The sequence below is a fragment of the Acinetobacter sp. AS167 genome, from assembly GCF_037152175.1.
GTDB lineage: Bacteria > Pseudomonadota > Gammaproteobacteria > Pseudomonadales > Moraxellaceae > Acinetobacter.
On record NZ_JBBCMP010000002.1, the window covers coordinates 155,904 to 179,372 of the forward strand.

General features: G+C 37.4%; 18 protein-coding genes. 11 read left to right on the forward strand and 7 right to left on the reverse strand.

The window, feature by feature from the left end; genetic code table 11:
- The 3 genes from WFN33_RS04040 to WFN33_RS04050 all read left to right on the forward strand — a co-directional run bounded on the left by WFN33_RS04040 (position 1) and on the right by WFN33_RS04050 (position 2,665).
- Positions 1 to 1,719, forward strand: a complete 1,719-nt coding sequence (locus WFN33_RS04040) for a PepSY-associated TM helix domain-containing protein (protein WP_336951694.1) — start codon at positions 1 to 3, stop codon at positions 1,717 to 1,719.
- Complete coding sequence (locus WFN33_RS04045) at positions 1,716 to 2,054, forward strand: DUF3325 domain-containing protein (protein ID WP_336951695.1); 339 nt, start codon at positions 1,716 to 1,718, stop codon at positions 2,052 to 2,054. The genes WFN33_RS04040 and WFN33_RS04045 overlap by 4 nt, the downstream gene beginning before the upstream one ends.
- An 86-nt stretch (positions 2,055 to 2,140) precedes the next feature.
- Positions 2,141 to 2,665 carry a tetratricopeptide repeat protein gene (locus WFN33_RS04050; RefSeq protein ID WP_336951696.1) on the forward strand — a complete coding sequence of 175 codons (525 nt, stop codon included), beginning with the start codon at positions 2,141 to 2,143 and terminating at the stop codon, positions 2,663 to 2,665.
- 478 nt (positions 2,666 to 3,143) lie between these two features.
- On the opposite strand, the gene WFN33_RS04055 is transcribed toward WFN33_RS04050, so the two are convergent.
- Entirely contained in the window at positions 3,144 to 4,082 is a 939-nt protein-coding gene (locus WFN33_RS04055) for a DUF4424 family protein (RefSeq protein WP_336951697.1), read from the reverse strand.
- Positions 4,083 to 4,101: 19 nt separating this feature from the next.
- Complete coding sequence (locus WFN33_RS04060) at positions 4,102 to 4,653, reverse strand: hypothetical protein (protein ID WP_336951698.1); 552 nt, start codon at positions 4,651 to 4,653, stop codon at positions 4,102 to 4,104.
- A 418-nt stretch (positions 4,654 to 5,071) separates the two neighbouring features.
- On the opposite strand from WFN33_RS04060, the gene ahcY reads away from it, so the two are divergent.
- The 6 genes from ahcY to WFN33_RS04090 all read left to right on the forward strand — a co-directional run bounded on the left by ahcY (position 5,072) and on the right by WFN33_RS04090 (position 14,962).
- Positions 5,072 to 6,454: an adenosylhomocysteinase gene (gene ahcY, locus WFN33_RS04065; protein ID WP_004717024.1), complete on the forward strand. Its 1,383-nt coding sequence runs from the start codon at positions 5,072 to 5,074 to the stop codon at positions 6,452 to 6,454.
- 153 nt (positions 6,455 to 6,607) lie between these two features.
- Complete coding sequence (gene metF / locus WFN33_RS04070; protein WP_336951701.1) at positions 6,608 to 7,444, forward strand: methylenetetrahydrofolate reductase [NAD(P)H]; 837 nt, start codon at positions 6,608 to 6,610, stop codon at positions 7,442 to 7,444.
- A 36-nt stretch (positions 7,445 to 7,480) separates the two neighbouring features.
- Positions 7,481 to 8,200 (forward strand): 16S rRNA (uracil(1498)-N(3))-methyltransferase, encoded by a 720-nt coding sequence (locus WFN33_RS04075; RefSeq protein WP_336951702.1) that lies wholly within the window; start codon positions 7,481 to 7,483, stop codon positions 8,198 to 8,200.
- Between the two features lie 136 nt (positions 8,201 to 8,336).
- Positions 8,337 to 11,198 carry a sensor domain-containing protein gene (locus WFN33_RS04080; RefSeq protein ID WP_336951704.1) on the forward strand — a complete coding sequence of 954 codons (2,862 nt, stop codon included), beginning with the start codon at positions 8,337 to 8,339 and terminating at the stop codon, positions 11,196 to 11,198.
- Between the two features lie 137 nt (positions 11,199 to 11,335).
- Positions 11,336 to 13,606, forward strand: a complete 2,271-nt coding sequence (locus WFN33_RS04085) for an NADP-dependent malic enzyme (protein WP_336951706.1) — start codon at positions 11,336 to 11,338, stop codon at positions 13,604 to 13,606.
- Positions 13,607 to 13,720: 114 nt separating this feature from the next.
- A complete protein-coding gene (locus WFN33_RS04090; protein ID WP_336951708.1) occupies positions 13,721 to 14,962 on the forward strand; it encodes a multifunctional CCA addition/repair protein in 1,242 nt (413 codons plus the stop codon).
- 120 nt (positions 14,963 to 15,082) lie between these two features.
- On the opposite strand, the gene epmA is transcribed toward WFN33_RS04090, so the two are convergent.
- From epmA to sthA, 3 genes are all read right to left on the reverse strand, one after another.
- Complete coding sequence (epmA, locus tag WFN33_RS04095; protein WP_336951710.1) at positions 15,083 to 16,057, reverse strand: EF-P lysine aminoacylase EpmA; 975 nt, start codon at positions 16,055 to 16,057, stop codon at positions 15,083 to 15,085.
- Positions 16,054 to 17,121, reverse strand: coding sequence for a 4-phosphoerythronate dehydrogenase (locus tag WFN33_RS04100; RefSeq protein ID WP_336951712.1), 1,068 nt, complete (start codon positions 17,119 to 17,121; stop codon positions 16,054 to 16,056). The genes epmA and WFN33_RS04100 overlap by 4 nt, the downstream gene beginning before the upstream one ends.
- A gap of 140 nt (positions 17,122 to 17,261) precedes the next feature.
- Positions 17,262 to 18,677 carry a Si-specific NAD(P)(+) transhydrogenase gene (sthA, locus tag WFN33_RS04105; protein ID WP_004717049.1) on the reverse strand — a complete coding sequence of 472 codons (1,416 nt, stop codon included), beginning with the start codon at positions 18,675 to 18,677 and terminating at the stop codon, positions 17,262 to 17,264.
- 202 nt (positions 18,678 to 18,879) lie between these two features.
- Here sthA and lipA point away from each other — a divergent pair, with 202 nt between their 5' ends.
- Positions 18,880 to 19,893 (forward strand): lipoyl synthase, encoded by a 1,014-nt coding sequence (gene lipA / locus WFN33_RS04110; protein ID WP_004717052.1) that lies wholly within the window; start codon positions 18,880 to 18,882, stop codon positions 19,891 to 19,893.
- Between the two features lie 73 nt (positions 19,894 to 19,966).
- On the opposite strand, the gene WFN33_RS04115 is transcribed toward lipA, so the two are convergent.
- Complete coding sequence (locus tag WFN33_RS04115) at positions 19,967 to 20,386, reverse strand: hypothetical protein (RefSeq protein WP_336951715.1); 420 nt, start codon at positions 20,384 to 20,386, stop codon at positions 19,967 to 19,969.
- Between the two features lie 787 nt (positions 20,387 to 21,173).
- On the opposite strand from WFN33_RS04115, the gene uraH reads away from it, so the two are divergent.
- Positions 21,174 to 21,575, forward strand: coding sequence for a hydroxyisourate hydrolase (gene uraH / locus WFN33_RS04120; RefSeq protein ID WP_442892761.1), 402 nt, complete (start codon positions 21,174 to 21,176; stop codon positions 21,573 to 21,575).
- Between the two features lie 79 nt (positions 21,576 to 21,654).
- On the opposite strand, the gene WFN33_RS04125 is transcribed toward uraH, so the two are convergent.
- Positions 21,655 to 23,358 carry a M61 family metallopeptidase gene (locus WFN33_RS04125; protein WP_336951717.1) on the reverse strand — a complete coding sequence of 568 codons (1,704 nt, stop codon included), beginning with the start codon at positions 23,356 to 23,358 and terminating at the stop codon, positions 21,655 to 21,657.
- Between the last annotated feature and the right edge of the window lie 111 nt (positions 23,359 to 23,469).

Here is a 23,469-nt window from a genome sequence, read left to right on the forward strand (position 1 = left end):
ATGCGCGTAGATGCAAAAGTTGAAGGTCCACGCCAATCCATGTCATGGTTACATACATGGGCAAGCTTAATTCTTGGTTGGTTACTTTATGCAATTTTTTTGACAGGAACATTGAGTTTCTTTCAGTCTGAAATAACTGCTTGGATGAAACCTGAAATTCATCAATCTGTTCCAAGTGATTCTCAAGTACAGCAAACGCAGGTTGCTTTAAATTATTTACAAAAAAATTATCCTGATGCAGGTAGTTGGTCAATTCAATTACCCAACTCCAGACAAACCACAACTGAATTAAATATCCGCAAAAAAGGTGAAGATCTACAAGCACGTCGTGGTGGAGAAAGAATCACCCTAGACAGTGCAACTGGACGAGTCATTGAGGCTCGAGATACGCGCGGTGGTGGCTTTCTCTATCGCTTTCACTTTGAATTGTATGGATTTGATCGTATTTGGGCCCGTTGGATCGTCGGTGTGGCTACTATGCTGATGTTTGTGGCAATTATTAGTGGCATTATCACCCATAAAAAAATTTTTAAAGATTTCTTTACTTTCCGTTCCGGTAAAGGGCAACGATCTTGGTTAGATGCACACAATGCCACAGCTGTTTTTGCCCTACCCTTTCACATTATGATTACATTCAGTGGTTTGTTATTGCTGATGTTTATGTTTATGCCTTGGGGAATCAACCAAGTTTATAAAGATCGACAAGAGTTTTTTCAAGAAATGCGCGGAGGCGCAGTTCAGCAAAATAATTCTCGCAATAGAAATGTTGAAAATCGCTCAGTATCTGCAAATACATCCCAAGCTCGAGGCATCACTGAACAACGCTCACGAGGAGAAAGAGGCAAACAACATGAACAAGAAGCAGGATATCCTGCACCACTTACGAACTTAACACCACTTATTATAGCAGCTCAGGCACAATGGAAAGAAAATCCAATTGCCTCTATTCAAATCCTTGCGCCAAATACATCCAATGCCACCATTGAACTTCGTGCTTTATATGCAAAAAGTGTGGTAGAACGTGGTGTTTACCCAATTTTGAAATTCGATGGTGTAACTGGTAAAGACATCAATGAAACTGTTCAAACAAAGAATGCATCTATCCCGATGGGAATTTACAATGTTGTGACTGTATTGCATGAAGCTCGAGGTCTTGATTTAACCTTCCGCTGGTTATTGTTCTTCTCTGGCGTAATTGGTACCTTAATGATTGCAACTGGACTTATTTTATGGTGTGTCAAACGTGCACCTCAACAACAAAAGCAAGGCTATAAATCATTTGGTTATCGTTTTGTTGAAGTGATGAATATTGCTGCTGTGATTGGACTACCTATCGCATGTGCAAGTTATTTCTATGCCAATCGTTTCATCCCATTTGAGATAGAAACACGTTTAAATTGGGAAATTCGTGCTTTCTTTATCGCATGGTTAGCTACGTTAATTTATGCAGCGATTCGTCCACACCGTCAGGCTTGGCTTGAGCTTCTAGCTTTTGCTAGTGTTGCTTTTGCACTACTGCCTATTGTCAACTTTACCACGGGTGGTCAAGCATTTTGGAACAGCATTGCCAATGACCAATGGATGATTGCCTCTTTTGATTTAATGACATGGGTACTCGCCATTTTATTTTTCTTGTCATTTTATAAAGTTAAAAAGCACAAAGGACTTCCTGTCAAAAAATCTAGAAATGCACCATCAAATAAGGAGATTTCAGCGTGATTTTCTTCTTACTGGTTTGGTCTTTGTCTAGCTTGGCTTTTATTGCACTTGCCAGTGCAATGTCAAAGCATCAAAAACAGATGTATGGACAGGAGTTAACAGCTCAACAAACACGACTCGCTTCTATTTTAGGTTGGACTTTACTGCTTATTTCACTGATCATTTGCGTAATATCAGGGCCGCTTAGTAGTATGCTCAGTTTTTGGATTGGCATTCTGACATTTTCAGCATTATTTGTGGGTGCCTTATTAACCTATTACAGTTTAAAAGTGAAATTTGTTGCCTGCTTTTGTGCGGGAATGAGCTTTGTCACCAGCGTGATCCTACTCATTTAAACTGTTTCAAAAAATCAGTTATACTCATAAGCCAATCTCTAGATTGGCTTTTTTTATCAAATTTATTGCTTAGTGTTGGTATTTTTATGTCTAAACCACTTTCAATCCCTTCAGAACTACTCAATCGTGCTGCAATGGGTAATCCAGCAGCACAATTTGAACTTGCTGAAATATATATGCAAAGTGAAGATGAAGATAACAATCAACTTGCAGAAGAATGGGCTCTTAAAGCAGCACAATTAGGCCATGTTGAAGCCATGTATTGGTTAGGTGAAGGCTATGCTTATTATGCAAAAGATATCCTTGAAGAAGATCCTAAAGAAGCCAAGGCTTATTTTGAACATGCCCACCGCTGGTTAGAGCAAGCGGTCAAACATCAACATCCTGCTGCGATTTTAGAGTTATCCAATTTCTATCGCCGTGGGGATGTGGTTGAAAAGGATCTGGTGAAATCAGTCGAATTGGTTGAGCAAGCAGCAAAACTGGGTGAAGTTCAAGCCATGCGTGATCTTGTTTGTATTTACGAACACGGGATGGGGGTTGATGTTGATGAAGAAAAAGCTGATTTTTGGGCTGAAAAAGCCAAGTCAGCTGAAGACACTTCGGTATAATTGATAAATTTCAGCCCACATTAGTCAAACCACCTAATTATTCATACAAATGATTGCTATCAAGTCATTGATCATAAATAAAGCTTATATTTTTGTATGAACTTTTAGAACTGTTGGTTATCAATTCATTTTTACTTTTGAATCCTAGATGGTGATCCTACCGTGGGGCGACATGGATGTCGCCGTTGGGCGGGGGTATATGAGCAAAAATAAAGCACTGCTTTGTTTGCAGCGCAAGAGCCCTGTTAAACAAAAGATTTTTGTCATCTTTTGATCTCTGAAAAGTGAGGCATCGCCTACGCAAAGCTATTTAAACTTTGAATGTAAGGTGTGGCATTGCAAACTTTTTTATAATCAAATAATTTATTTTTCCATGCAATTGATTTAATTAAAAATATTTATTAAAAGAAACTATATTCTTGTGTCTAAGTTTTTTGACATGTTGACTATAGAATGAGCTTAAATTTGATTCACTAATTTAATTACCTAAATGCACAAAAATTACATCTAAATCTTGTTTAGGTACAAAGTTTTTCTCAACCATTTGGAACTGTGTCGGACTAATTTTATTGACTTTACCTTTCCAGCAAAACGATACCAACTCTCCCGGATCACGTTCAATGATCAATTTAAAATTTTCGATCGGTTTTGCCCAATTTGCCCCAGTAGTCAAAATATAACTCAGTGCATTAAAAGGCGAATGTTCCGACTGTGCTTTTTTCAAGCCTTTCTTAAAATTACTGTCCATACAAAATTGTTGATTATATTCATCTGGATATAGTGCAACCGAACCACCCACTAAAGGTTTATATTGATGTTTGACCTGTGTAATTGAATTGGCTTTAAAAGTTTGCTTCCAGCTATAAACCACTTGTGAAGACCAGTTGATGACTTCGTCTGGATTTTTAGGCAAAATACTTTTTACTTTAGGGTTTGAACAGCCTTTTAGTTTCTTTTCAAATATCCCATATTCATCAGTTTTGCGATTCCAAGGATTTAACATTTCAGTTTGTGAAAAGCCACATTGCTTAAATAACTCAGTGACATCAATTGCTTTAGACTTTTCATCTCTTTGTATAAATGTCTGCACATGCATTGTCGGTTGAACCGCTTTTCCATTAACCTGAATTTTAAAACTTTTTAATAATTCCTCAGTATGGGCAAAATCGGATTCAAAAGTATTATCAACGCGTGGTAAAGGGAATAAAACAGTTTCAGTAATATCTTGATTACTGAGGTTTTTAAATTGATAATCAACCTTAATTAATTTTTTACTAATGAATAAGTCTTCACGTTGCATTGCAATATTTTTATTTTTAAGGTACTCAATTCCCCCTGTTCCCACATAGCCCGTAGAGTCATTAGCAAAAGCAGATGTCGCTGTCAGAATCGATGTGATCAATACGATTTTTTTCATTCTATTTCATCCAAATCAGTTAATCTAAATCAGGAAATTCTATTGTTTGATAATGCACACAATAAATGGATTCATCAAAAATAATATTTGTAGCAATCTGTTTGATAATTTGTTCTTGCAAAAGAATTTCTTTTTCTAAAACTTCATTCCAATAGATTGAGTTTTCTGAAAAATTCTCATAATAATCCAGTACTTCAATCATAGCATTAAACAAAGCCACTAAATACTGGCTTTTGTTTTGATTTGATACCATCAAGAAAAACGCATCCAAAGAAATCACTTCAATGGCCTCTAATTCCTCATAATCATCGGCATATTCATCTACAGAATCATTTGATTGTCGAATTCTCTTTTGATAACCAATTAAATTTTCTTGATCAATATCATGAAACAATTGTTTTTTATCAATTTTTATTTGATAATTTTGTTCAATAGAAGATTGAAAGTTTGGTAATTTTTCATAAAAAGCAAAAATAGCTTTCACTAAACTTTTCCGCTGTTCAAGAGAAGCCTGCTCAATGGCTTGCCTCAATGCAAAACTATGCTGATCAATTACTTTTAAAATATCCATAAACTCACTGTCCCAATATTTACTTTTCAAAACCGAAACCACCTCACAGAAAAAGCAAAGTACTTTTGATCGTTAAAAATACTGCAATCCCAGATACATGCCTCAGTGACTTAGCAACCATTAAAAAGCATCATCTTGATTTTATTTTTGTTTATAGATCAATAAATACGGATCTTATTTTTGCATAGATTCTCTATTTAAAAACAATTCTATCTTTTAGTTGAATATTAACCAACTACATTTGAACTCTATTAAAATCTAGGTACAATAGTCGCCAGTCGAGGGATGCTGCGACTTTTTCACAGGCACATAAATGTGAAATCGCTAGGCTCGACGATTCGGTCAGACTTTCGTGCTGGTCAACAACGGCATCCGCGAACTGAATGATCAATATTTTTTTAATATAAAGGAGATCGTGATGAACGCGGTTAATGCTTCATTTACAGATTATAAAGTTGCAGATATTTCCCTAGCTGACTACGGTCGTAAAGAAATCAAACTAGCTGAAGCAGAAATGCCAGCATTGATGGGCTTACGTAAACGCTATTCAGCAGCAAAACCACTTGCTGGTGCAAAAATTCTTGGTTGTATTCATATGACCATTCAAACTGCTGTTTTAATTGAAACACTGGTTGAATTAGGCGCGGAAGTACGTTGGACTTCATGTAACATCTTCTCAACTCAAGACCATGCAGCAGCAGCAATTGCAGCATCTGGTGTTCCAGTATTCGCCTGGAAAGGTGAAACTGAAGAAGAATACATGTGGTGTCTTGAACAACAAATCAATGTTAATGGCACGCCTTGGGATGCCAACATGATTCTTGATGATGGTGGTGATTTAACTGCTGTTGTTCATGAAAAATACCCTGAACTTATTGCTAAAATCCACGGTATTACAGAAGAAACCACAACAGGTGTTCAACGCTTAAACGAAATGTTTCGTGATGGTACTTTAAAAGTTCCTGCAATTAACGTGAATGATTCGATCACGAAATCTAAAAATGACAATAAATATGGTTGCCGTCATTCATTAAATGACGCAATCAAACGTGGTACAGATATGTTGTTATCTGGTCGCCGTGCGCTTGTGATTGGTTATGGTGATGTCGGTAAAGGTTCTGCTCAATCACTTCGCCAAGAAGGTATGATTGTCCGTGTAACTGAAATTGATCCAATCTGTGCAATGCAAGCATGTATGGACGGTTATGAAGTTGTTTCTCCATATAAAAATGGTGTACAAACAGGTAAAAAAGAAGATATCAATCTAGACCTTCTTCAAAATACTGACTTGATCGTGACGACTACGGGTAACTATCACGTATGTGATTCTGCAATGTTAGATACATTAAAAGCTGGTTCAGTTGTATGTAATATCGGACACTTTGATACTGAAATCGATACAAACTATTTACGTGGTTATAAGTGGGTTGAAGTTAAGCCTCAAGTACACCAAGTGTATCGTACAGAAAATGAAAATGATTATCTGATTCTTCTTTCAGAAGGTCGTTTAGTTAACCTTGGTAATGCAACTGGTCACCCTTCGCGAGTGATGGATGGTTCTTTTGCAAACCAAGTATTAGGTCAAATGCACTTATTCGCAGAAAAATTTGCTGATCTTCCAGAAGATCAAAAAGCAGCACAGATCCGTGTTGAACTGATTCCTAAGAAGTTAGATGAAGAAGTTGCTGCAGCAATGGTTGCTGGTTTTGGTGGTGTATTGACGCAATTGACTCAAGTTCAAGCAGATTACTTGGGCGTTGCAGTTGAAGGTCCATTTAAATCTGAGGCTTATAAGTACTAAGTTTTAATCCCCTCTCCCTAGCTTTCTCCCTAAGGGAGAAGCAATATTCATTTACTGATTAATGAATTAAAAGCTAAGTCCTCTCTTTTTTAAGAAAGGACTTAGGAGAGGCTAAAACAAATTAAAAAAGTATGAATAAAAAAGGATTTAACCATGACCAAACGTGTTCCAATTTCGTTTGAGTTTTTCCCGACCAAAACTGATGCAGGGGCGGAAAAACTTAAGCTTGTTCATCAAGAATTACAGCTTTTAAATCCAGAGTTTTTCTCGATTACTTATGGGGCTGGTGGTTCTACTCGTGAGCGTACACTAGCCGCAATTGCTGACTTTAATGGTAAAGGCACACCTGTTGCCCCTCACCTTTCATGTATTGGTGATGATAAAGTACGTATTGCTGAATTACTCGATATCTATAAGGCTCAAGGAATTGATCGTATTGTTGCGCTTCGAGGTGACTTACCTTCTGGTCAAGTCGGCCTAGGTGAGCTTCCTTATGCGACTGATTTGGTCCGTTTTATTCGTGAATACTCAGGTGATCATTTTAAAATTGAAGTTGCAGCATATCCTGAAATGCACCCACAAGCTGACAACTTTGATGCAGACATCAAGCACTTTGCTGAAAAAGTCAAAGCAGGTGCAAATGCAGCCATCACTCAATTTTTCTTTAATCCAGATGCCTATTTCTATTTTGTAGAGCGTATCCAAAAGCAAGGAATCGATATTCCTGTTGCGCCTGGCATTATGCCAATTACCAATGCAAACAATTTAATCCGCTTTGCAGATGGTACAGGTGCAGAAATTCCACGCTGGATTCGTAAGCAACTGGCGACCTATGGTGATGATTCTGAAAGTATCAAAGCCTTTGGCCATGAAGTTGTAATCAAACTGTGTGAACGCCTTATTGCCGGAGGTGCACCAAGTTTGCATTTCTATAGCATGAATCATACTGAGCCAAACCGCCAATTGGTACTTGATCTCGGTTTAGCTTAAATCAAAATTGCATCATCCACTTGTGAGTAAAACTGCATGCCCCGCTTTTATATTGAAACTGATTTAGCTGTCGAAACTACGGTTGAACTCACTGAAACAGTATTTCATCATTGGGTCAAAGTATTGCGTGCACAAGTCGGTGAAATAGCCACCTTGTTCAATGGACAAGGTGGCGAATATGAAGTGACTTTAACAGAGGTCGCCAAAAAATCGGCCGCTGTTAAAGTCATTTCGTTTAATCCAAACAATCGTACCCCTGCTTTTACAGCGCTTCTCGGACAAGTAATGAGTAAGGGAGATCGTATGGATTATGCGATTCAAAAAGCTGTTGAATTGGGTGTATTTCAAATTCAATTACTGACGTCAGAACGCTGTGAAATGCGCTTAAAATATGATCGAGATCAAAAGAAGTTAGATCATTGGCAAGGTATAGCGATTGCAGCTTGTGAACAGTGTGGTATGAATATTGTTCCAGAGATTTTAGCGCCTATCAGCCTAAATGAGTGGATAAAAACTGAATTGCCCGAGACTAGATTTGTCCTTGCACCTGAAAAAGAGCAGACTGATGTACTCAAAGGAATTAGTCCAAATATTGCCCTTTTGATCGGCCCTGAAGGCGGTTTAAATGAAACTGAAATTGATCAGGCAAACCAATCTGGATTTAAAAATTGGTGCATTGGTGAACGTATTTTAAGAACTGAAACTGCCCCTGTCGTTGCTTTGTCAATTTTGAATTATCAAAGCTTTAATAAGTGATGTATGTCATGTAAAATAATTGCAAATTGGATGATTTCACAGTATTTTAATCCCAAAGAAACTATTAATTAGCAAATTTTAAATAGTTGCTCCGTTAAACCTACACATTCTAAAAATAGCAGAGGTGCAAGCGCTAATGAATGATGTTCAGGAAGAGCTTCTTTCATATGATGTGAATTCTTCGAACATCAGAAAGATAACCAAAGATATCCGGATATTTTTTATTTGGGTATTTTTTACGTGCATCTGTGACGCTTTACTTTATATTTACTTATTTGATACGTCTTCAGAGCTATTAAGCAGTTGGTTTATTGTCACTGTCTTATTTGTATTATCAGCATGTTTTTTCTCCACCTATCTCTTACAGCAAAATAAAATTCAAAAATTTAAAAATATTGATCTTTTTTTTCAGTTTTCGTGTTTAATTTTAGGAAGTTTATTTGGGATTGGCGTTTATATCATCAATTTAGAATTTATGATGATGCCAAATCGGGTTGACCCATTTTTTTCATTTCTTTTATCCAGTTTTTTATTAAGTTTTTCATATGTTTTGGCAATGAATTTTCTAAACCAAAAATTTAGTTATTTTATTGCCTTATTTGTTCCCTCTGTAATCCCAATACTGACAATCCCCCTGCTTTTCCCTCAAAATACCAACGAAATCTATAGTACCATTTTCATTATTTGGTTTTCTTTACTATTCTTTAGTACTTATGCCTCACATAAAATTTATATTAATGCAGAAATATTAGAACTCAAAAATAAGTTTTTATTTAAGCAATCGCAAGAACAGCTTGGAAAATATACAGACCTTGAAATACAACTTAAAAATGAAATCTTAAAAACACAGGTCATGAAAAGTGAATTGCAACTACATAATCATTTATTAGAACAAAAAGTTAAAGAACGGACTTTTGATTTTAAACAGATGAACGACCGTTTAGAGAATCATCAGGCCAATTTAGCTTTTGCACATGAAACTGCCGGTATTCACTCTTGGGTCTGGAATATTGAAAAACGAACTTTTGAGATCTCTGACTCAAAAAGCGGTGCCGAATTTAAACAACTCAATCTAAAACACAATAGTGTAGATGAATATGTTCATCCTGATGATATTGCTAATTATAAAACAACTCTCAAGCACCATCTCAAAGGTAAAACTGAGCGTTTTGAAGCAATCTACCGAGTTAAACGAGATAATCACTGGTGTTGGATTCAAGACATTGGCAAAGTGGTTTCTAAGAATATCAATAACAAACCGCTCAGAATGGTGGGTATCCAACGTGACATTCAAAAAGAAAAGACTGACCAAGAAAAGTTAAAACTCGCAGCAAATGTTTTAGCCCAAGTGGCTGAAGGTGTTTTCATTTTAGATAATAATTTATGCTACTTAGAAGTAAACCCTTATTTTGAAAAACTCTTAGATTACAAACAACACAATATCGTTGGAAATCATCTATTTGATATTACGATCAATAATAACCCACGTACTCAGCAAATGTATAATGTGATTACCCAAAGTTTAATTCAAAAGGGAGAATTTGAATCTGAATTGCAAATTGATTTTACCTCTGGGAAAAAACTCGCACTTTGGGTACATATCAACGCAATTTATGATGAAAAAAATAAATTTTCCAATTATGTGGGCATTATTACTGACTTAACTGATCGAAAAAAACAAGAACAACGACTCTCGTATTTAGAACATTATGACATTCTCACCGATTTGCCAAATCGCTTTTATTTTAAACAACAACTGCATAATTATTTAATTCACTATTCTGATTCATTTAAAAACTTTGCGGTTTTACGCATCAACATCGACCGTTTTAAATTATTTAATGAATTTATGAGTCATAAAGAAGGTGATGAGTTATTAAAACAAGTCGCTCACAGGTTAAGATTATGTTGCCCAAATGCCTCTCTCATTGCCTATTTAAATAATGATGATTTTGCTGTGATCTATAATTTAAGTAGTAATAACATTAATATTCATCAACATACCCAACATATTTTAGATGCATTTAAACAACCTTTTGATGTTAAAGAACAAGAACAAACCATTACGATCTCAATTGGCGTTGCATTATATCCAGAGCATGGTTTACAACTCGATAGTCTCATTGGCCACGCAGAATCAGCATTACATGAAGCAAAGCGTTTAGGTGGAAATACTGTATATTTTTATTCTAATAAAAAAACACCTCTACTCAACCAAGGTATTAATTTAGAAAATGAGTTGAGAAAAGCGATTAAACACAAAGAACTAACCGTACATTATCAACCTAAAATTTGTGTTAAAACCCACCGTATTTATGGTTTCGAAGCATTAGTGCGCTGGCAACATCCAAGTTTGGGTTATATCTTGCCAGATATTTTCATTCCACTTGCTGAAGAAACTAGCCTCATTTCAGATATTGGCTTAATTGTATTACATGAAACTTGTCAACAAATACAGCAATGGCAATCGCTCGGTTTTGATCATTTTAGAGTATCGATTAATATTGTTGCTCAACAAATCTACCGTGGTCAGTTGGTTAAAGATATTGATTACGCCCTCAAAAAATATAACATTTCGGGGGATATGCTTGAATTGGAACTCACTGAATCATCTCTATTTGATAAATCTGAAGAAGTCAATTTTCTCTTACAACAATTAAAAGATCGCCATATTTCTATTTCTTTGGATGATTTTGGGACTGGTTATTCATCTTTAGCATATCTAACCAGTTACCCTTTTGATATTTTAAAAATAGATCGAGCTTTTATTTCAAAAATCGGACAAGAAAAAGATGAAGCCATCGTCAATGCGATTATTGCAATGGGCAATGCAATTGGTATTACCTTGGTGGCTGAAGGTGTTGAAACAAAAGAACAAGCGTTATTTTTAGAAAAACATGGTTGTTACATTTTACAAGGCTTTTATTTTTCTAAAGCATTGTCATCGGCAGACAGCACAAAATATTTGGAACAGCATAAACTTATAAAGATTTGTTAATTTTTTTAGACTTTATATCTATTACTTTGTTTGAAATAACTATTTTTTGACTGTCGGTATCGCTCAACAAATGTTATATTCGATTAAATTAAGTCAAACCACCAGCCTCGCTGGAACATGTAATAATCGAGATTCAGATGGATGATCAATCTTTAAAACAGCAAGCCCTTTACTATCACGAATTTCCAACACCAGGAAAAATTAGCGTTACACCAAGTAAGCAACTCGTCAATCAACATGACCTTGCGCTTGCTTACTCGCCAGGTGTAGCAGCGCCTTGTTTAGAAATTGAAAAAGACCCTTCAAAAGCAGCCCTTTATACTGCTCGTGGTAACTTGGTTGCAGTGGTCAGTAATGGTACAGCCGTTTTAGGTCTAGGTAATATTGGTCCATTAGCATCTAAGCCTGTAATGGAAGGTAAAGGCGTATTATTTAAAAAGTTTGCTGGTGTAGACGTTTTTGATATTGAAATTGCTGAAAATGATCCAGATAAAATTGTTGATATCGTTGCAGCTTTAGAACCTACTTTTGGTGGTATTAACCTCGAAGATATTAAAGCACCAGAATGTTTTTATATTGAGCAAAAACTTCGTGAACGCATGAAGATCCCTGTGTTTCATGATGACCAACACGGTACCTCAATTATTGTAGGCTCAGCTCTTCTCAATGCTTTACAATTAAATGGCAAAAAAATTGATGAAATCAAGATTGTTGCTTCGGGTGCAGGTGCTGCAGCGCTTTCTTGTTTAGACTTGCTGTGTGCAATTGGCGCTAAAAAAGAAAATATCGTGGTTGCTGACTCACGTGGTTTATTGACCACTAAACGTGAAGGCTTGGATGAGTCTAAAAAACGTTATGTACAAGATATTGAAGGAACTCAACTTGCAGATGTCATTGCGGGTGCAGATATGTTCCTTGGTCTTTCTGCGGCAGGTATTTTAACCAAAGAAATGGTTAAAGTGATGGCAGTTGATCCAATCATCTTTGCGCTGGCAAACCCAGATCCAGAGATTTTACCTGAACATGCACATGAAGTACGCCCAGACGTGATTATGGCAACTGGTCGTTCAGATTATCCGAACCAAGTAAACAATGCACTTTGCTTCCCTTATATCTTCCGTGGCGCCTTAGATGTTGGTGCTACGACGATTAATGAAGAAATGAAAATTGCCTGTGTACATGCGATTGCTCGTATGGCACATGTTGAAGCTGATGCTGCATCATATGGGGAAAAATCTGCATCATTTGGTCGTGATTACTTAATTCCGCGTCCTCTTGATCAACGCTTAATTCTTGAAATTGCCCCTGCTGTTGCACAAGCTGCAATGGATTCAGGTGTTGCAAGTCGCCCAATTGCGGATTTCTCTGCTTATCGTCAACGTCTATCTGAATTTGTTTATAATTCAGCATTGATGATGAAACCAATTTTTGCACAAGCGAAAACAGCGCCTAAACGTATTGCGTATGCTGAAGGTGAAGATCTTCGTGTATTACGTGCGATCCAAATCGCAGTAGATGAAGGTTTAGCACAACCTATTTTGGTCGGTCGTACTGCAGTCATTGAAGCAAATATCAAAAAATTAGGTTTGCGTCTTGAGCACGGCGTAAATATTACCATCGTGGATCAAGAAAAGAATCCTGATTACGATAAGTTTGCAGATGACTATTACAACTTGATGCAACGTAAAGGTGTAACGCCTGAGTATGCACAACGTGAAACACGTCGTCGTTCTACCCTGATCGCAGCTATGTTGGTTCGTCACGGTCTTGCCGATGGTATGCTATGTGGTACTTATGCAAGTTATGATATTCATTTAGACTTTGTTAGAAATGTGATTGGTTTAAAAGAAGGTCGTAACAACTTCTTTACGCTTAATGCATTAATGCTTGAAGATCGTAATATCTTTATGGCAGACACTTATGTAAATACCAATCCTACTGCTGAACAGCTTGCTGAAATGACTATTTTAGCTGCTGAAGAAGTTCGTCGTTTCGGGATGACGCCAAAAGTTGCATTACTTTCGCACTCTAGCTTTGGTTCAGATCAAAATGATCCAAGTGCACAAAAAATGCGTAAAGTATTTGAAATCTTGACTGAAATCGCACCTGAATTAGAAGTAGATGGCGAAATGCACGCAGATGCTGCACTTGATGAAAATATTCGTCATTTTGCATTTCCAAATTCACGCTTCAAAGGTTCAGCGAATTTGTTGATTATGCCAAATCTTGATGCGGCAAATATTTCATTCAACTTATTAAAATCAACTTCAGGCAACAATGTGACCATTGGTCCTATCTTGCTTGGTGCTGCTAAACCTGTTCATATTTTAACACCTACGGCGACAACACGTCGTTTGGTTAATATGACAGCTTTAACTGTTGCTGAGATTCAACAAGCTGAAGGCTAAGCCTTATTGTCAATTTAACATCAATAGCTCAGAACTTTAGTCAATCACTCAAGTTCTGTACTTGAGAAAACCTCTATTCTGTTGCATGATGGCAGTAAGAATAGAGGTTTTTTCATGCAAGTTTATTTAGTAGGCGGTGCCGTTAGAGATCATTTACTCGGTCACCCCTATCACGAAAAGGATTATGTTGTTGTTGGCGCTACGCCAGAACAACTTCTAGCCCAAGGTTATCAACCCGTTGGGAAAGATTTCCCTGTGTTTTTACATCCTAAAACAAAAGAAGAATACGCTCTCGCCCGTACTGAACGTAAATCGGGACATGGTTATCATGGATTTGAGTTTTATACCGATCCAGATGTCACATTGGAAGAGGATTTAATTCGTCGTGACTTAACCATAAATGCTATGGCGATGGATGAGGCAGGTCAAGTGTATGATCCTTATCATGGTCAAGATGATTTAGCACATAAAATCTTACGCCACGTTTCAGACTCTTTTGCAGAAGATCCTTTACGTGTACTACGTGTGGCTCGTTTTGCTGCTCGTTATGCACAATATGGTTTTCGTATTGCCGATGAAACACTTACATTGATGCGCAAACTGGTTGAATCTGGCGAATTAGAAGCACTGACACCTGAACGCGTATGGAAAGAAACCTCTCGTGCTTTAATGGAACAGCATGCAGATGTTTACTTTGAAGTCTTACGTGAATGTGGTGCATTAAAAGTGCTCTTTCCTGAAATAGATGCCCTGTTTGGCGTTCCACAACGACCTGAATATCATCCTGAGATTGATTGTGGTATTCATACATTGATGTCTTTACAGCAAGCATGTAAAGCAAATTACTCTTTAGATGTGCGTTTTGCTGTACTAGTACATGATTTAGGTAAAGCTTTAACCCCAAAAGATGAATTACCTCGTCATATCATGCATGAAGAACGCGGGATTCAGCCTGTCACAGATGTATGTGATCGTTTGCGAGTGCCTACTCAAACGAAACAGCTTGCTCTAGCAGTATGTAAAGAACACTTAAAATGCCATCAGGCTTTTAGCTTAAAAGCAGGCACTTTATGGCGTTTGTTACAGCGTTTAGATGTGTTGCGTCGCCCTGAACGCGTTGAAGCTTTTGCACAAGCTTGTGAATGTGATGCTAAAGGCCGTTTAGGCTTAGAAAATCGCGAATACCCCCAAGCACATTACCTATTAGATGCAATGAAAACCGTACGGACGATTAAAGCATCGGATTTGCCCTCGGATATTCAAGGTCCTGATATTGGTGAAATGTTAATTCAAAAACGTATTGAAGCGATTGCTCATTTAAAGCATGAGTTAGGTCATCATCATCATACGGTTTAAAAAAATGCCTCTCAGCAATGAGAGGCGTTTTATACATAGTTTTTTCTATTAAATAATATCCAAGCATTCGTTAACCATAGCATTCATAAATACCAGCCTATAGTCCAAAACAACTTTATATCAAGACACATCCGCAGGAAATGTAATCACCCTTTCCAACTTGATTTGGTTCATCACCACCATTAACAAACGATCAACTCCCAAAGCAATACCCGCACATTCCGACATATTCGGTAAAGCAGCGAGCAAATACTCATCGATTGGCATCACATATAAGCCCAGCTTTTCACGCTCTGCATTATCTGCTTGAAAACGACTACGCAAAACCTCAGCATCAATTAACTCATCATAGGCATTGGCAAGTTCTAACCCTTCAATATAGAGCTCAAAACGTGCAGCAACTAACTCACCGTCCTCATCCAGTTTGGTCTTTGCCAACGAGGCCAATTCTGGGGGGAAATCAGTTAAAAATACCGGCGTATCAAAACCTAAACTTGGCTCAACCATATGAGAAAATAACAAATCAATATAGGCTAAACGATCATCACCCAAATCAAGATTGAACCCCACACGCTGTGCTGCATCTTTTAATTGTTGCAATGTTGCTTGCAGTGGATTCAAGTCCAAACGATCGATAAATGCATGTTTATAACTGAGTACGGTTGGTCGAACTTCACCAAAACGTTCAGCCAAAACCACATTTAATAAATCAGTGACTTCTAGCATCAAATCTTTCAAGCTGAATTGCGGACGATACCATTCCAACATGGTAAATTCACTATTGTGCTTACGCCCATGTTCATCATCTCGAAAAACTTTACAAATTTGATAAATCGCACCACTGCCACTCGCCAATAAACGCTTCATGGCAAACTCTGGTGAAGTTTGTAAATAATGCGTTTGTTTTTTGCCATGTACATGACGCTGAGCCTGTACAGAAGCCAGATGGACATCAGTTACACCCGCTTGAGACAAGATCGGAGTTTCAACCTCTAAAACATCACGCTCAATAAAAAATTGGCGAATTTGTCTATAGAGTTTTGCTCGTGCTTTAAGCGCCTGAATATCACATGTTGGTTTAAAATCTATGCTCATGCTTTTGGCCCTCCATGAGCAGCCCATTCACGGCGCAAAGGATAAGTTTTACGAAGGTAATCAAAGGCTTTTTGATCCACCTTGCCGTCCTTTAAGCAATCTCTTAAATTTTCATCATCTCGCTGAATATTGTAAATTTCAGCTAAGTATTTTTTTAACGTTTGTTTAATGTTATTGCCATAAAAATATTGTTCACATGCTGGTAATTGTGATTCAAATTTCTTATGTGCGGTATAGGCAAATGTTTTACAAAATGCGTCATAAATCATCTGAGTACCACGTGCTTTACCTTCCAGACTGTAACCTGCAATATGTGGCGTCACGATTGTAATTAAATCCAGTAGACGTTGTGAAATCTCAGGCTCATGTTCAAAAACATCCAACACCACTTTACGACGTGTTTTTAAGATATCTGCCATTAATGCTGCTTCTTCAACAACAGCACCACGCGCTGAATTAATTAAAATGGTTTCTGGCTGCATTAGCGCCAATGCATTAGCATTGATTAAATGATGTGTTGCAAACGGCCCTGTTTGGGTTAAAGGCACATGTATGCTGATCGCATCGGCTTTCTTTAATAAAGCGTCAAATTCAACTTGCTGAACATTTTCTCGTTGTACCAAGGGATCATAGCCAATTACATTCCAGCCCAACAACTGAGCCATATATGCTAATCGTGTTCCCACATTGCCTAGACCAATAATGCCTAAAGTAAACTTTTTCCCTAAATCTAGAAAATCCTGATTGAGATGCAATAAAGCTGTAATCACATATTCTGCAACGGCTTGTGCATTGCAACCTGCTGCATTTGACCATGCAATTTGATGCTTTTCTAATGCTGGAATATCTAGATGATCTGTACCTATGGTTGCACTACCGACAAATTTTAGTGCTGTATCTTGGATCAACTGTTCATTGACTTTTGTTATAGAGCGTACCAATAACGCATCTGCATCATTCACATCATGATGAGTCAAATTGCGTCCTGCTGCTTGATGAATGGTTCCGAATTCTGAAAAGAAATATTCAGTAAATGCTAGATTTTCATCTGCAACAATTTTCATAGCGTCATCCACAAGTTTAACTGCCGCTATGATAAACCTTTGAACCATTTAAGACTATGCAGTTCACACATCAAATCTTTTAAATATGGCATAAAAAAACCCGCAAGATGACTTACGGGTTTTTAATTCTGAATATTTGTTTAGAACAAACGATTCATACCATTCAATGTTGCAACACGATAGGCTTCTGCCATTGTTGGATAGTTAAATGTCGTTTCAACAAAATACTTAATGGTATTGTTTCCACTTTGCATCACCGCTTGTCCAATATGGATAATTTCGGCCGCATTATTGCCGAAACAATGCACACCTAATAATTCTAAGGTGTCACGATGGAATAACAGTTTAAGCTCGCCGACTGTATCCCCGGTAATTTGCGCACGTGCCAAATGACGGAATGATGCTTGTCCAACCTCATATGGAATTTTTTCAGCAGTTAACTGGCTTTCAGTTTTACCAAAGAATGAAATTTCAGGAATAGTGTAAATCCCCGTTGGAATATCTTTCACTGGTTTAACATTTTCTTCGCCACTCATATTTGAACCAGCGCAACGACCTTGGTCATATGCTGCAGAAGCAAGTGATGGCCAACCTACAACATCGCCTGCCGCATAGATATTTTCAACTTCGGTTTGATATTGGTCATTTACCGCAAGTTGACCACGGCTATTTGGTGTAATACCTACATTTTCAAGACCTAAACCATCTGTATTTCCTGAGCGACCATTACACCAAAGAATGGCATCAGCTTTAATTTTTTTACCGCTTTGCAAATACAATACTACATGATCATCAAATGTTTCTAAATGATCAATTTGCTCATTGTGACGCATCAACACGCCTTGTTCACGTAAGTGATAAGACAATGCATCAGCAATTTCATCATCAAGATAACTGAGCAGCTGATGCTGTGTATTGATCAAGTCAACTTTATGGTCTAAACCAATAAAGATAGATGCATATTCACAACCAATTACACCCGCACCATAAATAATAATTTTATGAATTGGATAATCTAAATCTAAAATTTTATCTGAATCAAATACACGCGGATGATTAAAGTCTAAACCTTGTGGGTGATAAGGACGGCTACCTGTGGCAACCACAAGCTGTTTGAAAACTAAAGTTTCTTTAACACCATCTTCGCTAAAAATAATCACCGTGTTTTTATCTTGGATATATGCGCGACCGTGAAATACATCGATGTGGTTACGGTCATAAAAACGTGAATGTGTATCAACTTGCTGTTGAATCACTTTATGCGCATTACGTAAAACTTGCTTCATAGTGAATTGTTTCCAATCCCCTACTTTTTTAAACATTGGATCACGTTGGTAACGGATAATACTTGAAACTGTCTGACGTAAAGCCTTACTTGGGATGGTGCCGACATGGGTACAGTTCCCACCAAGTTGCTCACGAATATCTACAATTGCAACACGCTTACCCGATTTAGCAAGCTTCATTGCCGCGCCTTCACCAGCAGGACCAGAGCCAAGTACGACCGCATCGTATTTCACAAATTTCCCACTAACGACTTCTTTCTTACGTGGCATTCAAAGCTCCTTATAGTAAATTCAGTCTATATCTTGTCTTATGCGATATTATGACCTAAACCAAAACAATTTTCTGTATTTCGCATGCATATATTCTGTGATAACGACATTTAGTATATGAATAGTGTTTTTGCCCTATCTTTTTGCATTTCCGCTATAATGAGCATAATCTCCCCCGTAGAAAACAGTGGAAAAGTTGAATATGTCAGAGAACCGTAAACCAGAACAGGGTGTCAAATTACGTGGCGCGGAAAAAGTTGCTCGTATACCTGTAAAAGTTATTCCGACGGTTGAAGCACCACGAAAGCCGGATTGGATTCGTGTCAAAATGGCTGCGCCTGATGAAGTTCAACGAATCAAAACCACTTTACGTGCACAAAAACTACATACTGTGTGTGAAGAGGCGGCTTGTCCTAACCTTCCAGAATGTTTTGGTGGTGGTACTGCAACTTTTATGATCATGGGTGATATTTGTACCCGTCGCTGCCCGTTCTGCGATGTTGCACATGGTCGTCCAAATGCACTTGATCCAGATGAACCTCGTCATATGGCAGAAACCATCGCCAATCTCGGTTTAAAGTATGCAGTGATTACCTCTGTAGACCGTGATGATCTTTTAGATGGTGGTGCGCAACATTTCGTTGATTGTATTCAAGAAGCACGTCAACTCAGTCCAAAAACACTATTAGAAATATTGGTTCCAGATTTCCGTGGTCGTATGGATATTGCACTGCGTATCATGACTGAATGTCCACCAGATGTATTTAACCATAACATTGAAACAGTACCTCGTCTCTACAAAGCGATGCGTCCAGGCTCAGACTATCAACATTCTTTAAACTTGTTAAAAATGTTTAAAGAGTACTGCCCTGACGTGCCAACAAAATGTGGTTTGATGGTAGGTATTGGTGAAACCGAAGAAGAAGTGATTGCCCTGTTAGATGATCTACATGCACACGGTGTTGATTATGTGACAATCGGTCAATACTTGCAGCCTTCTAAAGAACATGCACCAATCGACCGTTTTGTCACACCAGAAGAATTTGAACGTTATACTGCACATGGTCACAAGCTTGGTTTCAGAAATATCTGGGCTGCACCAATGGTTCGTTCTAGCTATTTTGCAGATCGTCAATATTATGGTGAACCTGTTCCAGTGGTACGCCGTAAAGTTGATCCAGCGAAAAAAATTGCGGTACAAGCCATCGAAGCTTAAGTCATTGTTCAAAAAATTTAAGCGTCCAAAAAGCACTCTATATTGAGTGCTTTTTTACAGATATTTTTGATTTTTAACGACACTTCCCTGTAGTTTTACCTTCAACACTACTCATACTGCTTTGTAGTTTCGTCAGTGTGGAACATTGTAAATTTCCTGTAATCATTGATTTATTTAAGCTCAATGTTGATGAAACCTGACCTGCAAGCACATTTCCCTCAACAGAAGAATTAACCAACTTTAATACTTTGGCTGTATTGGCTTGCACATTTCCACTCACTGAAGAGTTGTTTAAAATCAAACTTCCACCATTGAGTACATTCACGTTCCCTTCAACGGATGTACTATTTAACGTACATGTTGCACCTGCTGGAACAGTTAAGTTTACCACAGCATTATTGCTGATTGTACTTGAACAATTTGCAGCAAATCCAAGTGGAGCTACGCCTAAACCACATGCGATTGTGATGAGCCTTAAGAAACGCTTTTTCATTGACATTATCCTTTTGTATTATAAATTTAGAATAAACTTATTGTTGGATGATTTTAAAATATACAGTCAGAAAGTTTAATGACAAATATGTTGATTTCTTTTAACTGGGAATCATAAATATAAAAATGGATGATACTTTAGCTTATTTGCCTCATTTTACTGTTGTTGCAGATCTCGGTTGAAATAAATCATTGCTGATTTATCGACTTAGCGAATTTGACTGATTTCAAAATCAAAAAGCCACTTAAAATTTGGGAGGTGTCGTTATTTTACTTACTGCTTAAGTTACTTAACATAGCCTGCTGAATTCAACATTAAGCCCTTTCTAGTCAGATCCTCAGAGAGTAATTTAGTACGAAACCAATTGTTGGTCGATTTATAATTTTACAGAAAATACAGATGTTCTAACTCATTCTGAACCTCTGTTTTGAACTGAGCAATCAATTCCTGAGCTCTTGCTTTTCCTATCTATTGGCTAAGTAACTAAATAAGAATTGTGGCTACTCTCTCTAATAACATCTATGCTTTTGATACCATTGATCATATAAGCCTTGTAACTTATGAGGGAAAAGGGATCTCAGGAAGCAAGTGTTTTTGGAAACAAGCCGTAAGGTGTATATAGAAACTACATTTTTCCTGTACTGTCTGCTCGCACAACAGATGTCGCCAAAACCGAACCCTACACAAAATATATTTGGGATATTGATGATTAATATAATTTTACATTTTTTTAACGGCAATGCTTCAACTTGACCTTAACATAGAGATTTTAGTCTTAGTAAAAAACATGATGAAAAAATTAATTTTAGCTGTTTCGGCAACCCTATTTTCTGGGATTTGTTTTGCCCAAAACCCATTAAGCGTACATGTATTAAATCTTGAAAATGGCTTACCTTCAAGCAATGTTAAAGTCATTCTTGAAGCGCAACAAAAAGATAAATGGGTAAAAATTAATGAAGGAAGCACAGACAGTAATGGGCGAATTTTATCATTGTATCCTGAAAATAAAGCATTAGATAAGGGTGTATATAAGGTTACTTTTCAAACAGGCGAGTGGTTTAAACAGAACAACCAACGTGCTTTTTTTCTAGAAGTTCCTGTGGTATTTGTGATTGATGGAAGCCTTGAACATTATCATATTCCACTGCTGATTAGCCCCTATGGATATTCAACATATCGTGGTAATTGATTGATTATATCAAGTTAAATTTTAGGCGTAAAAAAACCGATGTTTTTTTAACATCGGTTTTTCTTGGTACACAACTTAATTAAGCCTTTAACCATTTATCAGCCTTAGCTTGATCTAATACAGTCAACTCAACCGTAGTCAAAGCAACTTCACCACCTTGCAACTCAAATTGTAAAAACTCATCACGGCGGAATGCATAAAGTGTAAATTGACCTTGATGTTTTGCATATTGGCTTAAAAGTTTTTCAGACGCTTTTAAACCATCAATCGCAATGATCACATCATTGGCAGATAAACCCGCTTTTGCGCCAACACCATCACGACGCGCTTGCTGAATGATGACACCCTCAGCTTTTTCAGCAACTTTCAAACCGAATGGAAGTGCTTTTTCATTTTGCAAGCCATAGCTCAAACCAAATTCAGGGAACAATTGATCCAGTGGTAATTCATCTGTGGTATTAATCAAATGATTAATCTGTTCGATCCAATTATCACCCGTCAGTTCATTACACAATTCAACAATCGTACGCTCATTGACTTGCATACCCTTTTGGGTATTTTCATACAAACGGCGCATTAATGCATCCAGACTAGAACCACGTAAACGTAGACCTAAATCTAAACTGAGTGCCACCAAACACCCCTTATTGTAATAACTGGTTCCAGCATTATTTGAGTTTTCATCCTGACGATAAAATTTAATCCAAGCATCAAAACTAGACTCTGAAACAGATTGAATAAAACGTCCTGGATTCTGTAGATAACGATCAATTTGCCCTTTTAGCAACTTTAAATAAGATGCTTGAGAAATCACACCACTGCGATACAGAATCAAATCATCATAATAAGAGGTGAAACCTTCAAAAATCCATAGCAGTGAGGTATAGCCTTCCTGATCCAAGTCATAATTTGCAAAATTTTCAGGACGGATAAATTTAACCAACCACGAGTGAAAATATTCATGGCTACACAACCCAAGGAAGCGTTGATAATCCGCTGAGGGCTCTACAGGTTCATTTGCTTTAGGAAGATCATCACGTGGCGAAATCAGACTGGTACTATTCGGATGCTCTAAACCACCATAACTATTGCCGGTTGCCATGGTCATAAAGGTATAGTTTTCAAAAGGTGCTGAACCAAACATTGAAATTTCTGTACTACAGATTTTTTCAAGATCTTGCTTCATACGCTCTGCATTGATTGTATGCTGACCAGAAATCACAAATTCATGTGGAATCCCATTCGCTTCAAAACTAAAACGAGTTTGTTCTGCCAATTCAAATGGTGCATCAATCAATTGTGCATAATTGTTGGCTTTTAAGGTGTAGCGCCCTTTCACCAAACTTCTTGACTCTAAACCTGTGGCAATTTGAAAATGCTTTAATTCTTCAGGTAAAAATACTTCAACTTCGATTGCTGACTCTTCTTGGTCTTGTAACCCTAGACAGACACAAGCAGGATTGACATATAAACGGGTTTGATCGACATACGCGCCACGTACCGAAAGATCATAGGCGTAAACATCATATTCAACAGTAATCAGTTCATGGTCTGTGTTATATAAACGCCATTTATTTTTTTCAAACTTATTAATTTGCAGTTGACGACCCGCTTCATCATAGGCTTTCACAGATTCGATATGTTTAGAAAATTCACGGATCAAATAGCTACCAGGAATCCATGTAGGAAGTGACAAAACTTGGGTAGGGTTCGCCAGAAAGCGCAATGTGACATGGATGAGGTGCTGACGGTAATCGTCAAATTCAATCTGATAATGCAACATAAATATATATTCGAAAATAGACAGTGAGAAATTACCAATTAGATTAGCATTTTTTTACAAAGTCAGGCGATTTTAGTCGCAATTGTCTACGATTCTGACTAGCGAAGAGTG

Coding starts and splice junctions, on each gene's coding strand:
- WFN33_RS04125 (WP_336951717.1), bottom strand. CDS start 23,358: ATGTTGCATTATCAGATTGAATTTGACGATTACCGTCAGCACCTCATC.
- WFN33_RS04040 (WP_336951694.1), top strand. CDS start 1: ATGCGCGTAGATGCAAAAGTTGAAGGTCCACGCCAATCCATGTCATGG.
- metF (WP_336951701.1), top strand. CDS start 6,608: ATGACCAAACGTGTTCCAATTTCGTTTGAGTTTTTCCCGACCAAAACT.
- sthA (WP_004717049.1), bottom strand. CDS start 18,677: ATGCCACGTAAGAAAGAAGTCGTTAGTGGGAAATTTGTGAAATACGAT.
- WFN33_RS04050 (WP_336951696.1), top strand. CDS start 2,141: ATGTCTAAACCACTTTCAATCCCTTCAGAACTACTCAATCGTGCTGCA.
- WFN33_RS04075 (WP_336951702.1), top strand. CDS start 7,481: ATGCCCCGCTTTTATATTGAAACTGATTTAGCTGTCGAAACTACGGTT.
- epmA (WP_336951710.1), bottom strand. CDS start 16,057: ATGAGCATAGATTTTAAACCAACATGTGATATTCAGGCGCTTAAAGCA.
- WFN33_RS04085 (WP_336951706.1), top strand. CDS start 11,336: ATGGATGATCAATCTTTAAAACAGCAAGCCCTTTACTATCACGAATTT.
- WFN33_RS04115 (WP_336951715.1), bottom strand. CDS start 20,386: ATGAAAAAGCGTTTCTTAAGGCTCATCACAATCGCATGTGGTTTAGGC.
- WFN33_RS04080 (WP_336951704.1), top strand. CDS start 8,337: ATGAATGATGTTCAGGAAGAGCTTCTTTCATATGATGTGAATTCTTCG.
- ahcY (WP_004717024.1), top strand. CDS start 5,072: ATGAACGCGGTTAATGCTTCATTTACAGATTATAAAGTTGCAGATATT.
- WFN33_RS04090 (WP_336951708.1), top strand. CDS start 13,721: ATGCAAGTTTATTTAGTAGGCGGTGCCGTTAGAGATCATTTACTCGGT.
- uraH (WP_442892761.1), top strand. CDS start 21,174: ATGATGAAAAAATTAATTTTAGCTGTTTCGGCAACCCTATTTTCTGGG.
- WFN33_RS04100 (WP_336951712.1), bottom strand. CDS start 17,121: ATGAAAATTGTTGCAGATGAAAATCTAGCATTTACTGAATATTTCTTT.
- WFN33_RS04060 (WP_336951698.1), bottom strand. CDS start 4,653: ATGGATATTTTAAAAGTAATTGATCAGCATAGTTTTGCATTGAGGCAA.
- lipA (WP_004717052.1), top strand. CDS start 18,880: ATGTCAGAGAACCGTAAACCAGAACAGGGTGTCAAATTACGTGGCGCG.
- WFN33_RS04055 (WP_336951697.1), bottom strand. CDS start 4,082: ATGAAAAAAATCGTATTGATCACATCGATTCTGACAGCGACATCTGCT.